The organism is Rhodococcus sp. T2V (assembly GCF_029269925.1).
Lineage (GTDB): Bacteria > Actinomycetota > Actinomycetes > Mycobacteriales > Mycobacteriaceae > Rhodococcus_F > Rhodococcus_F koreensis.
Map to the genome: position 1 here is coordinate 153,308 of NZ_JARJBD010000002.1, position 19,760 is coordinate 173,067.

A 19,760-nucleotide genomic window follows, 5' to 3' on the forward strand; every position below is an offset into this window, starting at 1 on the left:
CTTCCCCGAGAGCGCGGCCGTTCCGGGCTCTTTCGCCGCCTACCGCCGACCTCAGGCCGGCGTGTCCCCCGCCGAACCGACCTGTGAGCGGCGCAGGATCGCCTCGGCGTGACGCAGGACCGGCGCATCCACCATCTTTCCCTCGAACGCGAACACCCCGCGCTGGTCGGCAACGGCGGCGAGAACCCGCGTCGCCCAGTCGACGTCCTCTCGGGACGGCGCGTACGCCTCGCGGATCACCGCGACCTGACTCGGGTGGATGGCGACCTTGACGTCGAATCCGACGGCGACGGCGTCGAGGGCCTCGGTGCGGAGCCCGTCCAGGTCCTTGATGTCGAGGTAGACGGAGTCCAGCGCGAGCCGGTGATAACCCTTGGCCGCCAGCAGCGTCGACGACCGCACCTGGGTGGCGACGTCGCGGTAGCTGCCGTCGTCGCGGCGGCTGGAGTTGCCGCCCATCGCGGCGACGAGGTCTTCGGCCCCCCACATCACACCGATGGTGCTGGCCGCCAACGCGATCTCGGTGACCGCGAGCGCACCTAGCGGCGACTCGACCAGGGCGATCACCTCGCGCGGAGCGAGCGACAGCACCTGGTCGGCCGACTCGCACTTGGCCAGCATGAGGCGGGTGTAGCGGGTGCCGTCGAGCGCCAGCAGGTCGCGTTCGTGGTCTTCGGTGCCCACCGGGTTGACCCGCACAACGGTGCGATCGGGATCGAGCGGGGTGTCGATGAGGGCGACCCGGGCCGCCTCCTTGTCGCCGGCCGCCACCCCGTCCTCGAGGTCGAGGATCACGACGTCGGCCGCCGCGGCCGCCTTCGCGTACCGTTCGGGCCGGTCGGCGGGGCAGAACAACCAGGCGGGACCGGGCAGTTCCCAGCTCACGACGGCTTCTTCTGGACGAGGGTCTTGCGGACCGCGATCGCCACCACGTCGCCGTTCTGGTTGCGGCCGGTGTGCTCGAGCGTGACGATGCCCTCGCCGGGACGGCTCTTCGATTCGCGTTTGTCCGCGATCTTCGTCTCCGCGTACAGCGTGTCCCCGTGGAACAGCGGCTTCGGGAAACTGATCTCCGAGAACCCCAGGTTCGCGACGATGGTCCCCTGCGTCAATTGCGCCACCGACAGTCCGACCAGCGTCGACAGGGTGAACATCGAGTTGACGAGGCGCTCGCCGAACTGGGTGCCCTCGCTGTACGCCGCATCCAGGTGCAGGGCCTGGGTGTTCATCGTCTGCGTCGTGAACAGGACGTTGTCGGCCTCGGTGACGGTCCGGCCGGGGCGGTGCTCGTACACCGCGCCCAGCTCGAACTCCTCGAACCACAGGCCCCGCTGGACGATTCGCCTCGGTTCGGTATCCGTGGTGCTCTCCGCGGCGGTCACAGTCCCGCCTCCCGCGCGATCAGCATCAACTGCACCTCGGTGGTGCCCTCGCCGATCTCCAGGATCTTGCTGTCCCGGTAGTGCCGCGCCACGGTGTACTCGTTCATGAACCCGTAGCCGCCGTGGATCTGGGTGGCGTCGCGGGCGTTGTCCATCGCCGCCTCGGAGGCGACGAGCTTGGCGATGGCGGCCTGCTTCTTGAACGGCTTGCCGGACAGCATCCGGGCGGCGGCGTCGTAGTACGCCGTGCGGGCGGTGTGGGCGCGCGCCTCCATGCGGGCGATCTTGAACGCGATGGCCTGGTTGTGGCCGATGGGCCGTCCGAACGCCTCACGCTCCTTGGCGTACTTGACCGACTCGTCGACGCATCCCTGGGCGGCGCCGACGCTGAGCGCGGCGATGGCGATGCGCCCCTCGTCGAGGATCCGCAGGAAGTTCGCGTACCCGCGACCGCGCTCGCCGAGGAGGTTCTCCTCCGGGACGCGCACGTCCGCGAACGTGAGCGGGTGGGTGTCGGAGGCATTCCAGCCGACCTTGTTGTACGCCGGTTCGGCGGTGAAGCCGGGTGTCGACGTCGGCACGAGGATGGTGGAGATCTCCTTCTTGCCGTCCTTCGTCCCGGTCACCGCGGTGACGGTGACGAGCTTGGTGATGTCGGTTCCGGAGTTGGTGATGAACTGCTTGTTGCCGTTGATGATCCATTCACCGCTGTCGAACTTCGCGGTGGTCTTCGTGCCGCCCGCGTCGCTTCCGGCACCCGGCTCGGTGAGCCCGAACGCGGCCAGGGTCTTGCCGCTCGTCAGCTGCGGCAGCCACTCCTGCTTCTGCTCCTCGTTGCCGAACCGGTAGATCGGCATCGCACCCAGCGACACACCGGCTTCCAGGGTGATCGCGACACTCTGGTCGACCTTGCCGAGTTCTTCGAGCGCCAGGCACAGGGCGAAGTAGTCGCCGCCCATTCCGCCGTACTCCTCGGGGAACGGCAGGCCGAACAAGCCCATGTCGGCCATTCCCGACACCACCTCGTACGGGAAGGTGTGGTTGGCGTCGTGTTCCGCCGCGACCGGTGCCACCACGTTCTTGGCGAAGTCGGCGACGGTCTTCGCCAACTGCTGGTACTCGTCCGGAAGCTGGCCGGTGGCAAGGAATTCGGTCATGACGCGTCTTCTTTCGTGTCGGTGGTGTCGGTGTGCGGGGTGACTCGGGCGAGCAGTTGGTCGACCATCACCTGGTCACCGGGCGCGACGAGGATGTCGACGACGCCGTCGACGGGGGCGGTGAGCGAATGTTCCATCTTCATCGCCTCGACCACGACGAGTGTCTGGCCGGCGGTGACGTGGGCGCCCGCCTCGGCGCCGACGGCGATGACGGATCCGGGCATGGGGCTGGTGATCTCCGCCTCGCCTGCGTGGACGTCGCCGGTGCGGACACTGAGTTCGCGGACCTCACGCAGCATCGTCGTGCCGTCGGACCCGGCAAGCCAGATGTGCCCGTCGGTCTGGGCGACCCGGTAGGTCTCGCGCCTGCCGTCGATCACCACCGAGAGCGTGGACCCGTCGAGCGCCGCGGTCAGCGACAGGGTGTCGCCGTCCTCGACCTGCGCGGTGGCCTCGGACGGGCTGCCCGTGATCCGCACGTGGTCGGTGCGGGTGGGCGAGGACAACCGGATGCTGGTGGGTGCGGGCGTCCCGACCCGCCAGCCGCTCGGGACGTCCCACGGGTCGGCCTGCGCCCGCTCGGGCCAGCGCTGCAACCACCGGAACGCCGCGGCGGCGATCAGGGCGCCGTCGGTGGCCTCCGCGGCGGCGAAGTCCTCGAGCCGCCGGTCGAGCAGTCCGGTGTCGAGGTCGCCGGCCACTACGTCCGGGTCGGCGAGCAGGAAGCGCGCGAACTCGATGTTGGTGACCACTCCCAGCACACCGGTGCCGGCCAGCGCGCGGTCCAGTTTCCGCAGCGCGCCGGCGCGGTCGTCGGCGTGGGCGATGACCTTCGCCAGCATCGGGTCGTAATCGCTGCCCACCACCGTGCCCGGCTGCAGCCCGGAGTCGACGCGGACACCGGGGCCTGCGGGTTCGACCACGTCGGCGACGAGTCCGCCGGTGGGCAGGAAGCCGCGGCTGGGGTCCTCGGCGTAGACGCGGGCTTCGATGGCGTGGCCGGTGAGGGTGATGTCGTCCTGGGTGAACCCGAGCGGCTCACCGGCGGCGACCCGCACCTGCCACTCGACGAGGTCGAGGCCGGTCACGAGTTCGGTGACCGGGTGCTCGACCTGCAGCCGGGTGTTCATCTCCATGAAGAAGAACTCGTCGGGCTTGTCGGCGGAGACGATGAACTCGACCGTTCCCGCTCCGGAGTAGTCGACGCTGCGTGCGGTGTTGCAGGCGGCCTCGCCGATCCGGGCGCGGGTCGCCTCGTCCAGCAGCGGCGACGGCGCCTCCTCGATGACCTTCTGGTGCCGGCGCTGCAGACTGCATTCGCGCTCCCCGAGGTGGACGACGTTGCCGTGCCCGTCCGCGAGGATCTGCACCTCGATGTGCCGGGGCCGCAGCACGAATCGCTCGAGGAACAGGGTGTCGTCGCCGAACGCCGACGCCGCCTCACGCCGCGCGCTGCGCAGCGCCTCGGCCAGTGCGCCCGGCTCCTCCACCAGGCGCATGCCCTTGCCGCCGCCGCCCGCCGACGGCTTGACGAGCACCGGGTATCCGATGTCGCCTGCGGCCGCGATCAGTTCGTCGTCGGACAGGCCGGGCCGGGCGATGCCGGGGACGACCGGAACGTCGAACTTTGCCACCGCGTTCTTGGCGGTGATCTTGTCGCCCATCACCTCGATGGCGTGAGCGGACGGGCCGAGGAACGCGATGCCCGCGTCGGCGCACGCGCCGGCGAACTTGGAGTTCTCCGACAGGAACCCGTACCCGGGATGGATGCCCTGCGCGCCGGTGGCGCGGGCCGCCTCGATCACCTTCTCGATGACGAGGTAACTCTCCCGCGCCGCGGCCGGGCCGAGCAGCACCGCGGTGTCGGCCTCGCGGACGTGCCGCGCGTCCCGGTCCGCCTCGCTGAAGACGGCGACGGAACGGATGCCCATGGCCCGCAGCGTGCGGATCACGCGCACCGCGATCTCGCCGCGGTTGGCCACCAGGACGGTATCGATCCGAGTCATTTCAGTCATTCCACTCACATCCGGAAAACGCCGTAGGAGACCGGCTCGACCGGTGCGTTCGCACACACCGAGAGCGCCAGTCCGAGAACAGTTCTGGTATCGGCTGGGTCGATGATGCCGTCGTCCCACAGCCGCGCGGTCGAGTAGTACGGGTTGCCCTGCGCCTCGTACTGCTCGCGGATCGGCGCCTTGAACGCCTCCTCGTCCTCGGCCGACCACGGGTTGCCCGCGCTGTCGAGTTGTTCGCTGCGCACCGTCGAGAGCACCGACGCCGCCTGCTCCCCGCCCATCACGGAGATCCTGGCGTTCGGCCACATCCACAGGAACCGCGGCGAATACGCCCGCCCGCACATCGAGTAGTTGCCCGCCCCGTAGGAGCCGCCGATCACGACGGTCAGCTTCGGCACCCGCGCACACGCCACCGCGGTCACCATCTTCGCGCCGTGCTTGGCGATGCCGCCCGCCTCGTAGTCGCGACCGACCATGAAGCCGGCGATGTTCTGCAGGAACAGCAGCGGAATCTTGCGCTTGTCGCACAGCTCGATGAAATGCGCGCCCTTCATCGCGGACTCGGCGAACAGCACACCGTTGTTGGCGATTATGCCGACCGGGTGGCCCTCGATGTGCGCGAAACCGGTGACCAGGGTCTTGCCGTACTCGGCCTTGAACTCCTGGAATTCACTGCCGTCGACGATGCGGTCGATGACCTCGTGGACGTCGTAGGGGGTGCGCGGGTCGGTGGGGACCACGTCGTACAGGTCGGTCTGCTGCGCCGTCGCGGGGACAGCGCTGATCACGTCCCACGGCCGCTCGGCGCGCGGGCCGAGGGTCGCGACGATGTTCCGCACGATCCGCAGCGCGTCCTGGTCGTCCTCGGCGAGGTGGTCGGTGACACCGGAGACCTTGGAGTGCAGGTCGCCGCCGCCGAGTTCCTCGGCCGTGACGACCTCACCGGTCGCGGCCTTCACCAGCGGCGGGCCGCCCAGGAAGATGGTGCCCTGGTTGCGGACGATGACGGCCTCGTCGCTCATCGCGGGCACGTAGGCGCCGCCCGCGGTGCAGGAGCCGAGGACCGCCGCGATCTGCGGGATGCCCTGCGCGCTCATCGTGGCCTGGTTGTAGAAGATGCGCCCGAAGTGCTCGCGGTCGGGGAACACCTCGTCCTGCCTGGGCAGGAACGCGCCGCCGGAGTCGACGAGGTAGATGCAGGGAAGCTGGTTCTGCAGTGCGATCTCCTGCGCCCGCAGGTGCTTCTTCACCGTCATCGGGTAGTAGGTGCCACCCTTGACGGTCGCGTCGTTGGCGACGATCACGCATTCCCGTCCGGACACCCGGCCGATGCCGGCGATGACGCCCGCACCGGGGCACTCGTCGTCGTACAGGCCGTTCGCCGCCAGCGGCGAGATCTCCAGGAACGGGCTGCCGGGATCGAGCAGCGTGTCCACCCGATCGCGGGGCAGCAACTTGCCTCGGCTCACGTGCCGCTCGCGCGACTTCTCGCTGCCGCCGCGCGCGGCCACGGCCAGCCGCGACTTCAGCTCGTCGACCAATTTCGTGTGCTCTGCCCGGTAGCCCTCCCGTGCAGTGATTCCGCCCAGTGCCATCCTGCCGCCTTCTTTTCTTGACGCCCGTGCCGAGTGAGTTAATGCTCGATAACTGAAACTAAGATAACTGTGATTAACTGAGTTGTCCAGACCGCACCCCGGAAAAGAGCAAGGCGATGACTGCAGACGTCGACGGCACCGAAGCGACGACCCCGACCATCGACGGTGCCCCGATCACGCGCCGCGAGCAGATGAAGGCCGATCGCCGCCGCCAGCTGCTCGACGCCGCCGCCCGGCTCATCGCCGAACGGGGCTTCCTCGGAGTCCGCCTCGAGGACCTCGGCTCCGCGGCGGGAATCAGCGGCCCCGCCGTGTACCGGCACTTCCCCAACAAGGACGCCGTCCTCGTCGAACTGCTCGTCGGGATCAGCACCCGGCTGTTCGAAGGCGGGTCGCTCGTCGCCGCGGAGGCGAAATCCCCGGACGCGGCGCTGGAAGGTCTGATCGATTTCCATCTCGACTTCGCACTCGGGGAACCCGATCTCATTCGCATCCAGGACCGAGACCTGGAGAGCCTGCCCGCCGACGCGCGCCGGGAGGTCCGGCTGACGCAGCGGCGTTACGTGGAGATCTGGGTGAAGGTGCTGCTGCAGGTGGATTCGTCGCTGGACGAGACGGATGCCCGCACCAAGGCGCACGCCACCTTCGGGCTCATCAACTCGACCCCGCACAGCGCCGACCCCGCCACCCCGTCGCGCACCCGGAAAGTGCTGCGCGACATGACGTTCTCATGCCTGCGGCCCGTGAGTACTTCTTAACCGCGGGCGGTTGATAAGTACTCACGGGCCGCAAGGCACAGCCGGGTGGTTACACCCGGTTCTTGCTCGTCATCGCGGTGTACCCCAGCGACAGCACGGCCGCTGCGGCAATGCTGATGATCCACCGGATCCAGTCGATCCCTCCGGTGTCCCCCTTGCCGAGGAGCCCCTCCCACACCCAGTACCCGATCAGCGCACCGATGACGCCGAGGACGACGGTGATGACCCACCCCATCGCCTGCTTTCCCGGAATCACGAGACGCGCCAGAACGCCGATGACCGCACCGAAGATGATGGTGCCGATGATGTCCATGACCATGGCCCTTGTCCTCTCAACACGCAATTCATGGTGCGAGCGGAAGGTCACCGCTCATTTCGAACATAACCACCTGGACAGCTGTTCGACAGGGCTTCGGCAAATCGTTGCCAAAAGGTTCACGCGGTGTACCACCATGAATCCCCCGGTTCAGCGGATGCCCTGCCGTCGCAGCGCCACGGACACCGCCGCGGCCCGGGTGTCGACACCGAGCTTCGAGTAGATGTGCGCGAGGTGCGTCTTGACCGTCGCCTCGCTGATGAACAGGGCTTTGCCGAGTTCCTTGTTGGTCATCCCCTTGGCCAGCAGGGTCAGCAATTCGGCCTCCCGCGGCGTGAGTGCCTCCTCGGGGCGCTGCATCTGCTGCAGCAGTCGCGACGCGACGGGCGGCGACAGCACACTCTGGCCGGCCGCCGCGCCGCGGACGGCCGCGAAGATCTCCTGCGGCGTCGAATCCTTCAGGAGGTACCCGATGGCACCGGCGTCGATGGCGCGGACGACGTCGGCGTCCGTGTCGTACGTCGTGAACACCAGCACCGGCAGATCCCGGTCGACCTGCCGGATCCGGCGGATGGCCTCCACCCCGTCGATGCCGGATCCGAGGGCCAGATCCATCGTCACGAGCCGCGGCCGGTGGGTGGTCACGGCGTCGACCGCCTCCTCGCCCGTACCCGCCTCGGCGATCACCTCGATGTCGGGCTGAGAGTCGAGCAGCGCCCGCAGTCCGGCGCGCACGACCGCGTGATCGTCGACCAGCAGCACGGTCACGGTCGTCATGCCGAGGTTCCTCTCGCGCACGGTATCTGCGCGGCCACCACGGTGCCCTCGCCCGGTGCGCTCTCGACGGTGAACGTGCCGCCCAGTTGCTCGACGCGAGTGCGCATCGCACGCAGGCCGTATCCGCCGCGGTCCGAGGGAGGTCCGGTGGGTGCGGGGTCGAAACCGGCACCGTCGTCGTAGATGTCGAGTGCGACGGCGTCCGGAAGATATGTCAGGGTGACACCGACGGTCTCGGCACGTGCGTGCCGGGTGATGTTGGAGACCGCGCTCTGGGTGATCCGCAGCAGCGCGTGCGCCACCTCCGCAGGAATCGCGATCGGAGTGCCCACGATCCGGAGTTCCGCCCGGGGGTGGTGGGTACGCGCGGCGGCGAGCAGCGCCGCGTCGATCGGCTGGGATTCCAGGTTGGGCGCTGCGAGATGGTGCACGAGACTGCGGGTTTCCGCCAGGTTCTCGCGCAATGTTCCGGTCGCCACGCGGACGTCCTCGCGGGCCCGCGCCTCCGCCCGCGGATCTGCCTGCGCCCAGATCTGCTCGGCGGCCTCGAGCCGGAGGAGGCTGCTCGTCAGTCCCTGTGTCACGGTGTCGTGGATCTCGCGGGCCAGTCGTTCGCGTTCGGCGAGGACCCCCGCCTCCCGCTCGGTCTCCGCGAGCCGGGACCGCGTCTCCGCCACTTGACGGAGCAGCCGCACCCGTTCCCGGCCGTCCCGCTCGATCTGGCTGTACGCCATGACGATCAGCGCGCCGGTACACAGCGGTCCCACCAGCACCGCCCACTCGGTGCGCCCGGAGAACGTGACGAACGCCAGCGACGTGAGGACGGCGAGAACACCGACGACGGGATACGCGATACGGCTCGGGTAGGCCCTCGTGCACAGGAAGAACATGGGAAACGCGCACCACGCGAAACTCGGCGCGAGCCAGACGAGTACCGCCCACGTCGTCAGCACCGGCCACACCCACGGTTCCCACGCACCACCCCGACGCGCCACCACCACGGTCGACGTGTACAACGCGGCGAGCGCCGCGATCAACGCGACCACGACGACGAACTGCCCGCTGACACCGTGGTACGTGAGGTACCGCGCCGTCGACGTCGCGAGGAGAACGTAGAAGGAGACGTGGATGGCCGTACCGAGCGGGCCGCGCAGACCCTCGCCGGCCGACCTGTCCACTCCGTCCACGGGTCCAGTCACGTCTGTGGATCCTACGGACGTGCGGCGGGTCGCGGATCCACCGTTCGGATGATCTGCCCCAGCCGGACGGATGAGTCCGGGAGCGCCGTCGGCCCGATGCGGTCACCGGTGCCTGCGGGCCAGGCTGGTCACGTCAGCTCGTCACTTCCCCGAAAGGCTCTCCGATGCGCACCTTCCACCGCCTGCCCCGCATTCTGGCGATCACCGTCCCGCTGGCCGCGATCGTCGCGACCGCCGCGTGCGGCGCTTCCACGACGGACGAGGCGACGGCGGCGTCCACTCCGGTCGCGACGGCCGCCGCACCCGCCCCGGTCGACGGCGCGGACGGCCTGGTCAGCCAGAACCGTCTCGGTGTCGGGGCGGCGCAGACCGCCGCGCAGGCGGCGCTCGCGAAGTGCCAGGCCGACGGACTGGGCTTCGTCACCGTGTCGGTGGTCGACCGCAACGGCAACGTGCAGGCCATGCTGCGGGGAGACAATGCCGCGCAGCACACCGTGGAGGCGGCCCGGCAGAAGGCGTACACCGCCGCCGCGTTCGGCGCGAACACCAGCGACCTGAGCGAACGCGCCAAGGGTGACGGCGCGACGGTCGCCGACCTGCCCGGCACGTTGTTCCTCGCGGGCGGCGTGAGTGTGAAATCGGCGAGCGGGTCGATCGCGGGTATCGGCGTCGGCGGCGCCCCCGACGGAATGCGGGATCAGGCCTGCGCGGCGGCCGGTCTCGACGCGATCGCCGGCGCCCTGGGTTGATACCGTCCGACGAGGCGGGTCAGGTGTGCCCGATCAGGTCGAGGGACTGCTCACGCATCTCGACCTTGCGCACCTTGCCTGTCACGGTCATCGGGAACTCGTCGACGACGTGCACGTACTTCGGGATCTTGTAGTGGGCGAGCTTGCCGGTGCAGAATTCGCGCACCTTCGCCGCGTCCAGGGGTTCGGTGTCTTCCTTCATCCGCACCCACACCATCAGTTCCTCGCCGTACTTGGCGTCGGGCACGCCGATCACTTGCGCGTCGAGGATGTCGGGATGGGTGTACAGGAACTCCTCGATCTCCCGGGGGTAGACGTTCTCGCCGCCGCGGATCACCATGTCCTTGATCCGCCCGGTGATCGCGACGTAACCGTCGGAATCCATCACACCGATGTCGCCGGTGTGCATCCACCGTCCGGCGTCGATCGCTTCCGCGGTCTTCTCCGGGTTGTTCCAGTACCCGAGCATGACGGAGTACCCGCGAGTGCACAGCTCCCCCGGCTCGCCCCGCGAAACGGTCAATCCTGTTGCCGGATCGACGATCTTGACCTCGAGATGCGGGCCGACCCGGCCTACGGTGGAGACCTTCTGGTCGATGGTGTCGTCCGACCGGGTCTGCAGCGACACCGGCGACGTCTCGGTCATCCCGTAGCAGATGGAGACCTCGGCCATCCCCATCAGCTCGATGACGTGCTTCATCACCTCGACCGGGCAGGGTGATCCCGCCATGATCCCGGTCCGCAGACTGGACAGGTCGAAGGACTCGAAGTCGTGGTCGGCGAGTTCGGCGATGAACATCGTCGGCACCCCGTACAGCGACGTGCACTTCTCCGCCTCGACGGCCTGCAGCGTCGCCTTCGGATCGAACGAGGGACCCGGAATCACCATGGTCGCGCCGTGACTCGTGCACGCGAGGTTGCCCATCACCATGCCGAAGCAGTGGTAGAACGGCACCGGGATGCAGACGCGGTCGTTCTCGGTGTAGTGGCACAGCTCGCCGACGAAGTACCCGTTGTTGAGGATGTTGTGGTGACTGAGCGTCGCACCCTTCGGAAAACCGGTTGTCCCCGAGGTGTATTGGATGTTGATCGGGTCGTCGGGAGACAGCGCGGCCTGCGCTTCGGGCAGCCGGGCGGGGTCCGCGGCATGCGCGGCCATGCCGTCCGACGCCAGCCTGCTCCACTCGGCACTCCCGAGCAGCACGACCATCTCGAGGTCGCCGCACTCGGGCCGGACCTCCTCGATCATCGCCGCGTAGTCGGAGGACTTGAACTGCGGAGCCGACACGAGCAGCCGGACACCGGCCTGGTCGAGCACGTACTTCAATTCGTGCGCCCGGTACGCGGGGTTGATGTTGACGAGGATCGCGCCGATCTTCGCGGTCGCGTACTGGATCAGCGTCCATTCCGGGCAGTTCGGCGCCCAGATCCCGACCCGGTCGCCCTTCGCGATGCCCCGCTTCAGCAACCCTGCCGCCACGGCGTCGACGTCCCGCTTCAGTTCGGCGTACGTCCACCGCCGCCCCGACGGCCGGTCGACCAGGGCGTCACGATCGGCGTGGGCCGCCACGGTCCGGTCGAAGTTGTCTCCGATGGTGTCGCCGAGCATCGGGGCGTCCCACACGCCGTGGGTGTAGCTGGGAAGCGGGGTTGTCATCACTCTTCCTCTCCAGGAGCCCGATCGGGCGCCTACGGGACGGGCAGACCGGAAGGCCCTTCCGCGGTCGAACTTACTCTTGGTTGTTGTGATCCAGGGCATACTGCACGGCGAGGGGTGCCGGTAACTGTGCGAAGTCCGGACACCCCCCGCCTGCGACGTCAGAGCGCGTCGTCTTTCGTTTCCACCAGGGCCTTCGTGCACAGCAGGCTCACCACGCCGAGCACCGCGAGCAGGACGCCGATCGCGACACTGCCGTACGCGGACGCCAGGGGCGCGGCGATCAGCGGCGGCACCGCGCCGCCGAGCACGCCGGCGAGGTTGTAGCCGAGACCCGCGCCGGTGTAGCGGTACCGCGTCTGGAACATTTCCGGAAGCAGGGCGCCGCAGGGACCGTAGGCGATCCCGAAAATGGCGAGCGTGACCATCACGCCGATCGTGAACGCGACGGGCGAACCGGTGTCCAGCAGCGGGAACAGCGCGAGCGCCCACACGACGGCCAGGCCGCAGGAGATCATGATGACCCGACGGCGTCCGATCCGGTCCGAGTACAGCGCCGAGACGACGATGGTGAATCCGAAGACCACCGCCGAGGCGATCCCGACCGTCAGCACGAACGGGCGGCTGAACCCGAGCGTCTTGGTGCCGTAGCTGGTGAGGAACGCCGTGCCCATGTAGAAGAACGCGAACAGGGTGGCCAGCGCACCGGCCGAGAGGAGGATCTCCTTGGTCTGGAACCGCCAGGCGTCCATCAGCGGAAGGGTCCGCGGGGCCGCGTCGGCACGGTCGGCCTGCTGCGCGGCGCGGAACACCGGCGTCTCCTCGATCGCCAGGCGCATGTAGAGACCGATGCCGACCAGGACGGCACTGAACAGGAACGGAATCCGCCACCCGTAGTCGAGGAAGACCTCGTTGGTGTCGCCCAGCAGGCTGCCGGTGACGAGGAACGTGGCGCTGGAGAGGATGAAGGCCACCGCGGGCCCGAGTTGCGGGAACATCGCGTAGAGGCCGCGTTTGCCCGGCGGTGCGTACTCCGCCGTCAGCAGCGTGGCGCCCGCCCACTCGCCGCCGACGGCGAATCCCTGCCCGAAACGCAGCAGCACCAACAGAATCGGGGCCGCGACGCCGATCGTCGCGGCGCCGGGCAGCAGGCCGATGAGGAATGTGGAGACGCCCATCAGGATGAGCGTGGAGATCAGGGTCTTCTTCCGCCCGATCCGGTCACCGTAATGGCCGAACAGCATCGCACCCACCGGCCTGGCGACGAAGGCCACGGCGAAGGTCGCGAAGGAGGCGACGGTGCCTGCGGTGGAGCCGAGGGCGGGAAAGAACACCGTGGGGAACACCAGTGCTGCGGCGGTGCCGTAGATGAAGAAGTCGTAGAACTCGATGGTCGTGCCGATGCCACTGGCAATGGCCACCTTGCGGACGCTGGTACCGCCCTGTCGCACCGGCGTGGGGGCGTGGGGGGCGCCCGCACCCGAGTTGGAGACTGTGGTCACTCGATTCCTCCGTGGTCCGTGGGGAACACCCTGGTGGGCGTATCCCGGATGAGAGGAAAAGTAGTGATCCGGCTCACTGCGTCACCACCCCCGAATAGGGGGGTGGTGACGCGGCTCACGTCACTCGGTGGCGCCGGACGCGCCGATCAGCTCCCTGCGCAGCTCGGTCCACACGGTGGCGTAGGAGTCGATCACCGGCTCCGAGATCCACTTCGTCTCCCCCGCAGCAACTTTCGCGAGAGCATCGGCGAACAGGTCCTGGTAGCGGGACAACCGGGGCACGAACGCCGACAGGTCGTCGAACACGACCGACGCACGACGGTCCAGGTCCGCCAGCTGATCGGCATCGGCCGTGTCGATCAGTCCGACGAACTCCTCGTGGAACGGCACGAAGCTCTCGTACACCTCGGCGATGGAATCCTCGTCGATGGACACCCGCTCGGCGTCGAGCTGGTCCTCGAGCTCCGACAGCCCGGCGCCGGTGAGCTCGATCCGGCCGTCCGAGGCTTCCTGCGCCTTGCCCTGGGTCAGGAGCGCGTCGTACGCAGCCTGCGCGGACGCGGCGCTCACACCGAGATGTTCGGCGAGTACCGCCGCGCTGACCTGCTCTTTCAACCGGACCGCCTGCAGCAGGGCCAACTCGTCCACATTGCCAGCGAAGGCCATAGATCTCTCCTCGTCACACCCCGTCCAGGGCGGTTCTCCGCAGACCCGGTCGGACCTGCCGCCCTTTAGATAACACGACTACAGTTCGAGGATCTCCGAGGGGGCTGCCAGCGCATCCGCGCGGGAAGTGTCCTTCAGCTCTACTCCGGACCGGCCCAGTTTCCGGGCGCCGGACACCAGGCCCGCCACGACGCGGGCGGCGAGTTCGTAGCCGAGCCCCTCGGGTGGGTGGATGTTGGACACGCAGTTCCGGTCGGCGTCGGTGCGTCCGGGGCGCGGGAGGTGCGTGAGGTAGACGCCGACACTGTCGGCCACCGACAGTCCCGGCCGCTCGCCGATCAGCAGGACGAGCGTCTGCACACCCAGGGCCTGCGCGATGTGGTCGCCGAGCGCCACCCGGGCCTGGGTCGCGATCACCGGCGGCGCCAGCGAGTACGTTCCGGCGAACTCGTCGACCAGCGCGGACAGCAGCGACACCCCGTGATCGGTGAGCGCGCGAGGCGACAACCCGTCGGCGAGGACGAATCCCACCTCGGCCGTTCCCGCGGGGACACCGGACAGATCTGCCGGCGTGCGACCCAGATCGGGCCGGCGCAGGTATTCGCTCCGGTCCGACGCTTTGCTCGTGACGATCACCGGTCTGCCCAGGCCCACGGCCTCGACCTGTTCGGCCAGCGCCTGCGCGTCGAGCGGCTGGTGGACGGCGTCGCGGGCCGCGGCGTGCGCCGACCGGAACTCGAGGACGCGCTGCGTCGGCAGCGCGTCTCCGGTGCGGCCGAGGCCGATACGCGCTTGCGTCGTGGCTCGCAGTTCCGCCCAGAAGTCTTGTGCGACAGGATCGGTCATCGTGCCCCCGTCAGTGCTCGAAGCGGCGACGCCGCGGCGTCGACCGGCAGCACACGACCGGCGTCGTCGACCATGCCGAGACGGCGCATCCAGTCCTCGAATTCCGGTGCGGGCCGCAGGCCGAGCACTTGGCGCGCGTACAGCGCGTCGTGGAACGACAGACTCTGATAGCCGAGCATGACGTCGTCCGCGCCCGGCACCGCGATGACGAAGGCCGCGCCCGCCACACCGAGCAGGGTGAGCAGCGTGTCCATGTCGTCCTGGTCGGCCTCGGCGTGGTTGGTGTAACAGACGTCGACACCCATCGGCAGGCCCAGTAGTTTCCCGCAGAAATGGTCCTCGAGTCCGGCCCTGATGATCTGCTTGCCGTCGTACAGGTACTCGGGTCCGATGAACCCGACCACCGTGTTGATCAGCAGCGGTTCGAGGTCGCGGGCCACCGCGTACGCCCTGGTCTCCAGGGTCTGCTGGTCGACGGGCCTGCCACCCGTGCCGAGGTGCGCCCCGGCGCTCAGGGCCGACCCCTGCCCCGTTTCCAGATACATCACATTGTCGCCGACGGTGCCGCGTTTCAGCGACCGGCCTGCCTCGTTCGCCTGCCGCAGCAGCGAGATGTCGACGCCAAAACTGGAATTGGCGCCCTGTGTTCCGGCGATCGACTGGAACACCAGGTCGACCGGAACGCCGTCCTCGATCAGGCCCATCGTGGTGGTCACGTGCGACAGCACACACGACTGCGCCGGAATGTCGAACCGCTGACGGATGTCGTCGAGCAGGTGCAGCAGTTCCGCGGTGGCGTGCGGCGAATCGGTGGCCGGGTTGATGCCGATGACGGCGTCACCACAGCCGAGCAGCAGCCCGTCGAGCGTGGCGGCCGCGATCCCGCGCGGGTCGTCGGTGGGATGGTTGGGCTGCAGCCGGGTTCCCAGGTGGCCGGGTACGCCGAGCGTCGTGCGGAACCCCGCGGTCACGGTGACGGCCCGCGCGACGGCGATGAGGTCCTGGTTGCGCATGATCTTGCTGACCGCCGCGACCATCTCCGGGGTCAGCCCCGGGGCGACGCGGCGGAACGTCTCGGCCGCGCCGTCCCGCGCCGCGACCTCCAGCAACCAGTCGCGCAGGCCACCGACGGTGAGGTGGGAGATCTCGCCGAACGCGACCCGGTCGTGCGAGTCGATGATGAGCCTCGTGACCTCGTCGTCCTCGTAGGGCACCACGAGTTCGTTCAGGAACGTGCCGAGCGGGACGTCGGCCAGCGCCCACTGTGCGGCGGCGCGTTCGGCGTCGGACGACGCCGCGCACCCGGCGAGTTCGTCCCCGCTGCGCAGCGGTGTCGCCTTGGCCATGAGGTCGACGAGACCGTCGAACGTGTACCCGGTTCCCGCGACTCCGTGACTGTAGGTGGTCATTCGAGTTCTTCCTCCGCCTTTGCAAGAACAGCAAACTCCTCGTCGGGCGAATTGGCAACGAGGTGATGGCGGCTGTACAGGCCGAAGTACGCCATGAAGGCCGCGAACGCGATCAGCGTCCACAGTGCAGCGACCGGATCGACGAGGAACGTGGCGATCACCGCGGCGGCTGCGATGACCAGCGCGAACGATGTGGTGACGATGCCGCCGGGTGTGCGGTACGGCCGCTTCATCTCCGGCTCGCGCCTGCGGAGGACGATGTGGCTGACCATCATCAGCACGTAGCTGACGGCCGCGCCGAACACGGCCATGTTCAGCAGCATCGCGCCTTCACCGGTGAGCGAGAGTGCGAACCCGATGACACCCGGGACGATGAGTGCGAGCGTGGGCGCTTTCCGCGAGTTGGTGACCGACAAATTCGTCGGCAGGTAACCGGCGCGGGACAGCGCGAACGTCTGCCGCGAGTAGGCGTACATGATCGAGAAGAAGCTGGCGACGAGGCCGGCCAGGCCGATGTAGTTGACGACCTTCGCCGCCGTTCCGTCACCGAGCGCCTCGACCAGCGGATTCCCAGACGTCGACAGGCTCTCGGCACCCAGTGCTCCGGTCGCGAGGAACAGGACCGTGGCCCCCGTGACGATGAGGATCAGCATGCTGATGATGATTCCGCGCGGTACGTTCTTCTCCGGCTCGCGTGCCTCTTCGGCGGCCAGCGGCACGCCTTCGACGGCGAGGAAGAACCAGATGGCGAACGGGACGGCCGCCCAGATGCCGAAGGCGCCGAACGGCAGGAAACTCGACGCCCCCGCCGCATCGGTCGCGGCGATGTCGGTGAGGTTGCCCGCGTCGAACAGCCCGATCGCGGAGACCGCGAAGATCACGAGCCCGACGAGTGCGATCGCCGTGATGACGAACATGGCCTTGAGCGCCTCGCCGGCGCCGGTCAGGTGGATTCCGATGAAGATCGCGTAGACCGCCAGGTACACCCACCACCCGTCGGTGATGCCGAACAGGTTCAGTGATTCGACGTAGCTGCCGATGAAGGTCGCGATGGCGGCAGGCGCGATCGCGTATTCGATGAGAATGGCGGTGCCGGTGGCGAATCCGCCCCACGGCCCGAGCGCCCGGCGGGCGAACGTGTAACCGCCGCCCGCGGCGGGCAGGGCGGAGGACATCTCGGCCATCCCCAGCACCATGGCCAGGTACATGCCCGCGATGACGACACCGGCGATCAGCAGTCCGCCGAATCCGCCCTCGGCCAGCCCGTTGTTCCATCCGGCATAGTCGCCGGAGATCACGTAGCTGACGCCGAGGCCTGCGAGCAGCACCCAGCCCGCCGAACCCTTTCGGAGCGTGCGTTTTTCCAGATAGCTGTTGTCTTCGGAGTGGAAGTCGGCAGCATCGTGGTGTTTACCGGTTCCGGAATTCTTGGATGGTTCTACGAGTGACATTCCGTCCCCTACGTCGATCCGAATGTTGCCTCGCCGACGCCGCGCGAGGGCGGTGCCGAACGGCCGAGGCCAATGGTGAATGAGCTGTGTACACGTCGTGTCAGGAGAACGTGACCACGACGTAAAAACCGCGGTCGCAGTGAACTTCGGGCGCTAGGGGCCCGGGCGGCGAGCGGGCACGGGACATGCGTCGACGGCTTCGGCGACCACTTGCGGTTCGGGTGACGGTGCGGGCCTCCAGCCCTGTTCCCACCGCTCGCCCACGATGACGTCCTCCGCGGCGAGGCTGGTGTTCTCCTCCGGGGTGAAGGCACGCGCACGGCTGAGGAAGCGCATGCCTTCCGGGCTTTCGAGGCTGAAGCCGGATCCGCGACCGGGCACCACGTCGAGCACCAGCTGGGTGTGCTTCCACGCCTCGAACTGCGAACCGGAGATCCACACGGGTACGGCGTCGGCACCCTCGGGCCGGGTGGACGGGGTCTCCCCCACCCCGAGACGCAGGTCGAGGACACCGAGCAGCACGTCACGGTCGCCGACGATGAATTCGCCGTCGGGGTAACACATCGGCGCGGACCCGTCGCAGCATCCGCCGGACTGATGCATCATCAGCGCCCCGTGGGTACCGCCGAGGCGGCGGAGAAGCTCCACCGCCCCGGCGGTTGCCTTCAGGCGCTGAGGCGCCCGGGCTGCGTCCATCAGAAGAAGCCCTGAGCCTTCTGGGCGTAGCTGACCAGCAGGTTCTTCGTCTGCTGGTAGTGCTCGAGCATCATCAGGTGGTTCTCGCGGCCGATGCCGGACTGCTTGTAACCACCGAATGCGGCGTGCGCCGGGTACTGGTGGTACGTGTTGGTCCACACGCGGCCGGCCTGGATGTCGCGGCCTGCCCGGTAGGCGACGCCGCCGTCGCGGGACCACACGCCGGCGCCGAGGCCGTACAGCGTGTCGTTCGCGATCTCGATGGCCTGGTCGTAATCCTTGAACGACGTGACCGACACGACGGGACCGAAGATCTCCTCCTGGAAGATCCGCATCTTGTTCTGGCCGGTGAAGATGGTCGGCTGCACGTAGTAGCCGCCGGACAGGTCGCCGCCGAGTTCGGCGCGCTCACCACCGGTGATCACCTTCGCACCCTCGCCCTTGCCGATCTCGATGTACGACAGGATCTTCTCGAGCTGATCGTTGGAGGCCTGCGCGCCGATCATCGTGTCGGTGTCGAGCGGGTCGCCCTGGCGGACGGCCTTGGTGCGGATGGCCGCCATCGCGAGGAACTCGTCGAAGATGTCCTCCTGGATCAGCGACCGCGACGGGCAGGTGCACACCTCACCCTGGTTGAGGGCGAACATCGTGAAGCCCTCGAGCGCCTTGTCCTGGTAGTCGTCGTTGGACGACAGGACGTCGGAGAAGAAGATGTTGGGGCTCTTGCCGCCGAGTTCGAGGGTGACCGGAATCAGGTTCTGCGACGCGTACTGCATGATGAGCCGGCCGGTGGTGGTCTCACCGGTGAACGCGATCTTCCGGATCCGCGGGCTCGAGGCCAGCGGCTTGCCCGCCTCGACACCGAAGCCGTTGACGATGTTCACCACACCGGCGGGCAGCAGGTCGCCGATGACGGAGATCAGGTGCAGGATCGACGCCGGGGTCTGCTCGGCGGGCTTGAGAACGACCGCGTTGCCTGCGGCCAGCGCGGGAGCGAGCTTCCACACGGCCATCAGGATCGGGAAGTTCCACGGGATGATCTGGCCGACGACGCCGAGCGGCTCGTGGAAGTGGTAGGCGACGGTGTCGGAGTCGATCTCCGACAGGGCGCCTTCCTGCGCGCGGATCGCGCCGGCGAAGTAGCGGAAGTGGTCGATGGCCAACGGAATGTCGGCGTTCAGGGTCTCGCGGATCGGCTTGCCGTTGTCCCAGGACTCGGCGAGCGCGATGGACTCGAGGTTCTCCTCTATGCGGTCCGCGATCTTGTTCAGGATGATGGCGCGCTCGGCCACCGACGTCTTGCCCCAGGCCGGAGCCGCGGCGTGGGCGGCGTCGAGGGCGAGTTCGATGTCCTCGGACGTCGACCGCGCGACCTCACAGAACGGCTGCCCGGTGACGGGGGTCGGATTCTCGAAGTACTGGCCCTTGACGGGCGCAACCCACTGGCCGCCGATCCAGTTGTCGTAACGCGATTGGAAGGACATGACGGCGTCGGGCGAACCCGGGCGGGCATACACGGTCATCGATAACTCCCTGGTGTCGTGAAACTCGGTGGAACTTTCTCGGTGTGACTCACAACACTAGG

At 68.2% G+C, this 19,760-nt stretch carries 18 protein-coding genes; 2 read left to right on the forward strand and 16 right to left on the reverse strand.

What is annotated here, in order from left to right; translation table 11 throughout:
* Nucleotides 1-51: 51 nt before the first annotated feature.
* Genes P3H15_RS02855 through P3H15_RS02875 form a run of 5 tightly spaced genes read right to left on the reverse strand, consistent with a single transcriptional unit; the run spans nt 52 to nt 6,149 of the window.
* Nucleotides 52-885 carry a CoA ester lyase gene (locus P3H15_RS02855; protein ID WP_276135849.1) on the reverse strand — a complete coding sequence of 278 codons (834 nt, stop codon included), beginning with the start codon at nt 883-885 and terminating at the stop codon, nt 52-54.
* Nucleotides 882-1,382, reverse strand: a complete 501-nt coding sequence (locus P3H15_RS02860) for a MaoC family dehydratase (RefSeq protein ID WP_276135850.1) — start codon at nt 1,380-1,382, stop codon at nt 882-884. The genes P3H15_RS02855 and P3H15_RS02860 overlap by 4 nt, the downstream gene beginning before the upstream one ends.
* Nucleotides 1,379-2,539, reverse strand: coding sequence for an acyl-CoA dehydrogenase family protein (locus tag P3H15_RS02865; protein WP_276135851.1), 1,161 nt, complete (start codon nt 2,537-2,539; stop codon nt 1,379-1,381). Before P3H15_RS02865 ends, P3H15_RS02860 begins: the two co-directional genes overlap by 4 nt.
* Entirely contained in the window at nt 2,536-4,545 is a 2,010-nt protein-coding gene (locus tag P3H15_RS02870; RefSeq protein ID WP_276135963.1) for an acetyl/propionyl/methylcrotonyl-CoA carboxylase subunit alpha, read from the reverse strand. The genes P3H15_RS02865 and P3H15_RS02870 overlap by 4 nt, the downstream gene beginning before the upstream one ends.
* 14 nt (nt 4,546-4,559) lie before the next feature.
* Nucleotides 4,560-6,149, reverse strand: coding sequence for a carboxyl transferase domain-containing protein (locus tag P3H15_RS02875; RefSeq protein WP_276135852.1), 1,590 nt, complete (start codon nt 6,147-6,149; stop codon nt 4,560-4,562).
* A 116-nt stretch (nt 6,150-6,265) separates the two neighbouring features.
* Between P3H15_RS02875 and P3H15_RS02880 the strand changes: the two genes are divergently transcribed.
* Nucleotides 6,266-6,907, forward strand: coding sequence for a TetR/AcrR family transcriptional regulator (locus P3H15_RS02880; protein WP_276135853.1), 642 nt, complete (start codon nt 6,266-6,268; stop codon nt 6,905-6,907).
* Between the two features lie 49 nt (nt 6,908-6,956).
* On the opposite strand, the gene P3H15_RS02885 is transcribed toward P3H15_RS02880, so the two are convergent.
* From P3H15_RS02885 to P3H15_RS02895, 3 genes are all read right to left on the reverse strand, one after another.
* Nucleotides 6,957-7,226: a GlsB/YeaQ/YmgE family stress response membrane protein gene (locus P3H15_RS02885; protein ID WP_276135854.1), complete on the reverse strand. Its 270-nt coding sequence runs from the start codon at nt 7,224-7,226 to the stop codon at nt 6,957-6,959.
* Nucleotides 7,227-7,373: 147 nt separating this feature from the next.
* Entirely contained in the window at nt 7,374-8,000 is a 627-nt protein-coding gene (locus tag P3H15_RS02890; RefSeq protein WP_276135855.1) for a response regulator transcription factor, read from the reverse strand.
* Nucleotides 7,997-9,199, reverse strand: a complete 1,203-nt coding sequence (locus tag P3H15_RS02895) for a sensor histidine kinase (RefSeq protein WP_276135856.1) — start codon at nt 9,197-9,199, stop codon at nt 7,997-7,999. Before P3H15_RS02895 ends, P3H15_RS02890 begins: the two co-directional genes overlap by 4 nt.
* Nucleotides 9,200-9,363: 164 nt before the next feature.
* Here P3H15_RS02895 and P3H15_RS02900 point away from each other — a divergent pair, with 164 nt between their 5' ends.
* Complete coding sequence (locus P3H15_RS02900) at nt 9,364-9,948, forward strand: heme-binding protein (protein WP_095860946.1); 585 nt, start codon at nt 9,364-9,366, stop codon at nt 9,946-9,948.
* Between the two features lie 19 nt (nt 9,949-9,967).
* On the opposite strand, the gene P3H15_RS02905 is transcribed toward P3H15_RS02900, so the two are convergent.
* The 8 genes from P3H15_RS02905 to adh all read right to left on the reverse strand — a co-directional run bounded on the left by P3H15_RS02905 (nt 9,968) and on the right by adh (nt 19,698).
* On the reverse strand, nt 9,968-11,605 hold the full coding sequence (locus P3H15_RS02905) for an AMP-binding protein (protein ID WP_276135857.1): 1,638 nt from the start codon (nt 11,603-11,605) through the stop codon (nt 9,968-9,970).
* Between the two features lie 161 nt (nt 11,606-11,766).
* A complete protein-coding gene (locus tag P3H15_RS02910; RefSeq protein WP_276135964.1) occupies nt 11,767-13,056 on the reverse strand; it encodes an MFS transporter in 1,290 nt (429 codons plus the stop codon).
* Nucleotides 13,057-13,227: 171 nt separating this feature from the next.
* Nucleotides 13,228-13,773, reverse strand: a complete 546-nt coding sequence (locus tag P3H15_RS02915) for a hypothetical protein (RefSeq protein ID WP_276135858.1) — start codon at nt 13,771-13,773, stop codon at nt 13,228-13,230.
* A 78-nt stretch (nt 13,774-13,851) separates the two neighbouring features.
* Nucleotides 13,852-14,619, reverse strand: coding sequence for an ethanolamine ammonia-lyase subunit EutC (gene eutC / locus P3H15_RS02920; RefSeq protein WP_276135859.1), 768 nt, complete (start codon nt 14,617-14,619; stop codon nt 13,852-13,854).
* A complete protein-coding gene (locus P3H15_RS02925) occupies nt 14,616-16,028 on the reverse strand; it encodes an ethanolamine ammonia-lyase subunit EutB (RefSeq protein WP_276135860.1) in 1,413 nt (470 codons plus the stop codon). Before P3H15_RS02925 ends, eutC begins: the two co-directional genes overlap by 4 nt.
* Nucleotides 16,025-17,479, reverse strand: coding sequence for an ethanolamine permease (gene eat, locus P3H15_RS02930; RefSeq protein WP_276135861.1), 1,455 nt, complete (start codon nt 17,477-17,479; stop codon nt 16,025-16,027). The genes P3H15_RS02925 and eat overlap by 4 nt, the downstream gene beginning before the upstream one ends.
* Before the next feature lie 153 nt (nt 17,480-17,632).
* Nucleotides 17,633-18,175: a DUF779 domain-containing protein gene (locus tag P3H15_RS02935; RefSeq protein WP_015889873.1), complete on the reverse strand. Its 543-nt coding sequence runs from the start codon at nt 18,173-18,175 to the stop codon at nt 17,633-17,635.
* Nucleotides 18,175-19,698 (reverse strand): aldehyde dehydrogenase, encoded by a 1,524-nt coding sequence (gene adh, locus P3H15_RS02940; protein ID WP_015889872.1) that lies wholly within the window; start codon nt 19,696-19,698, stop codon nt 18,175-18,177. Before adh ends, P3H15_RS02935 begins: the two co-directional genes overlap by 1 nt.
* Nucleotides 19,699-19,760: the final 62 nt, after the last annotated feature.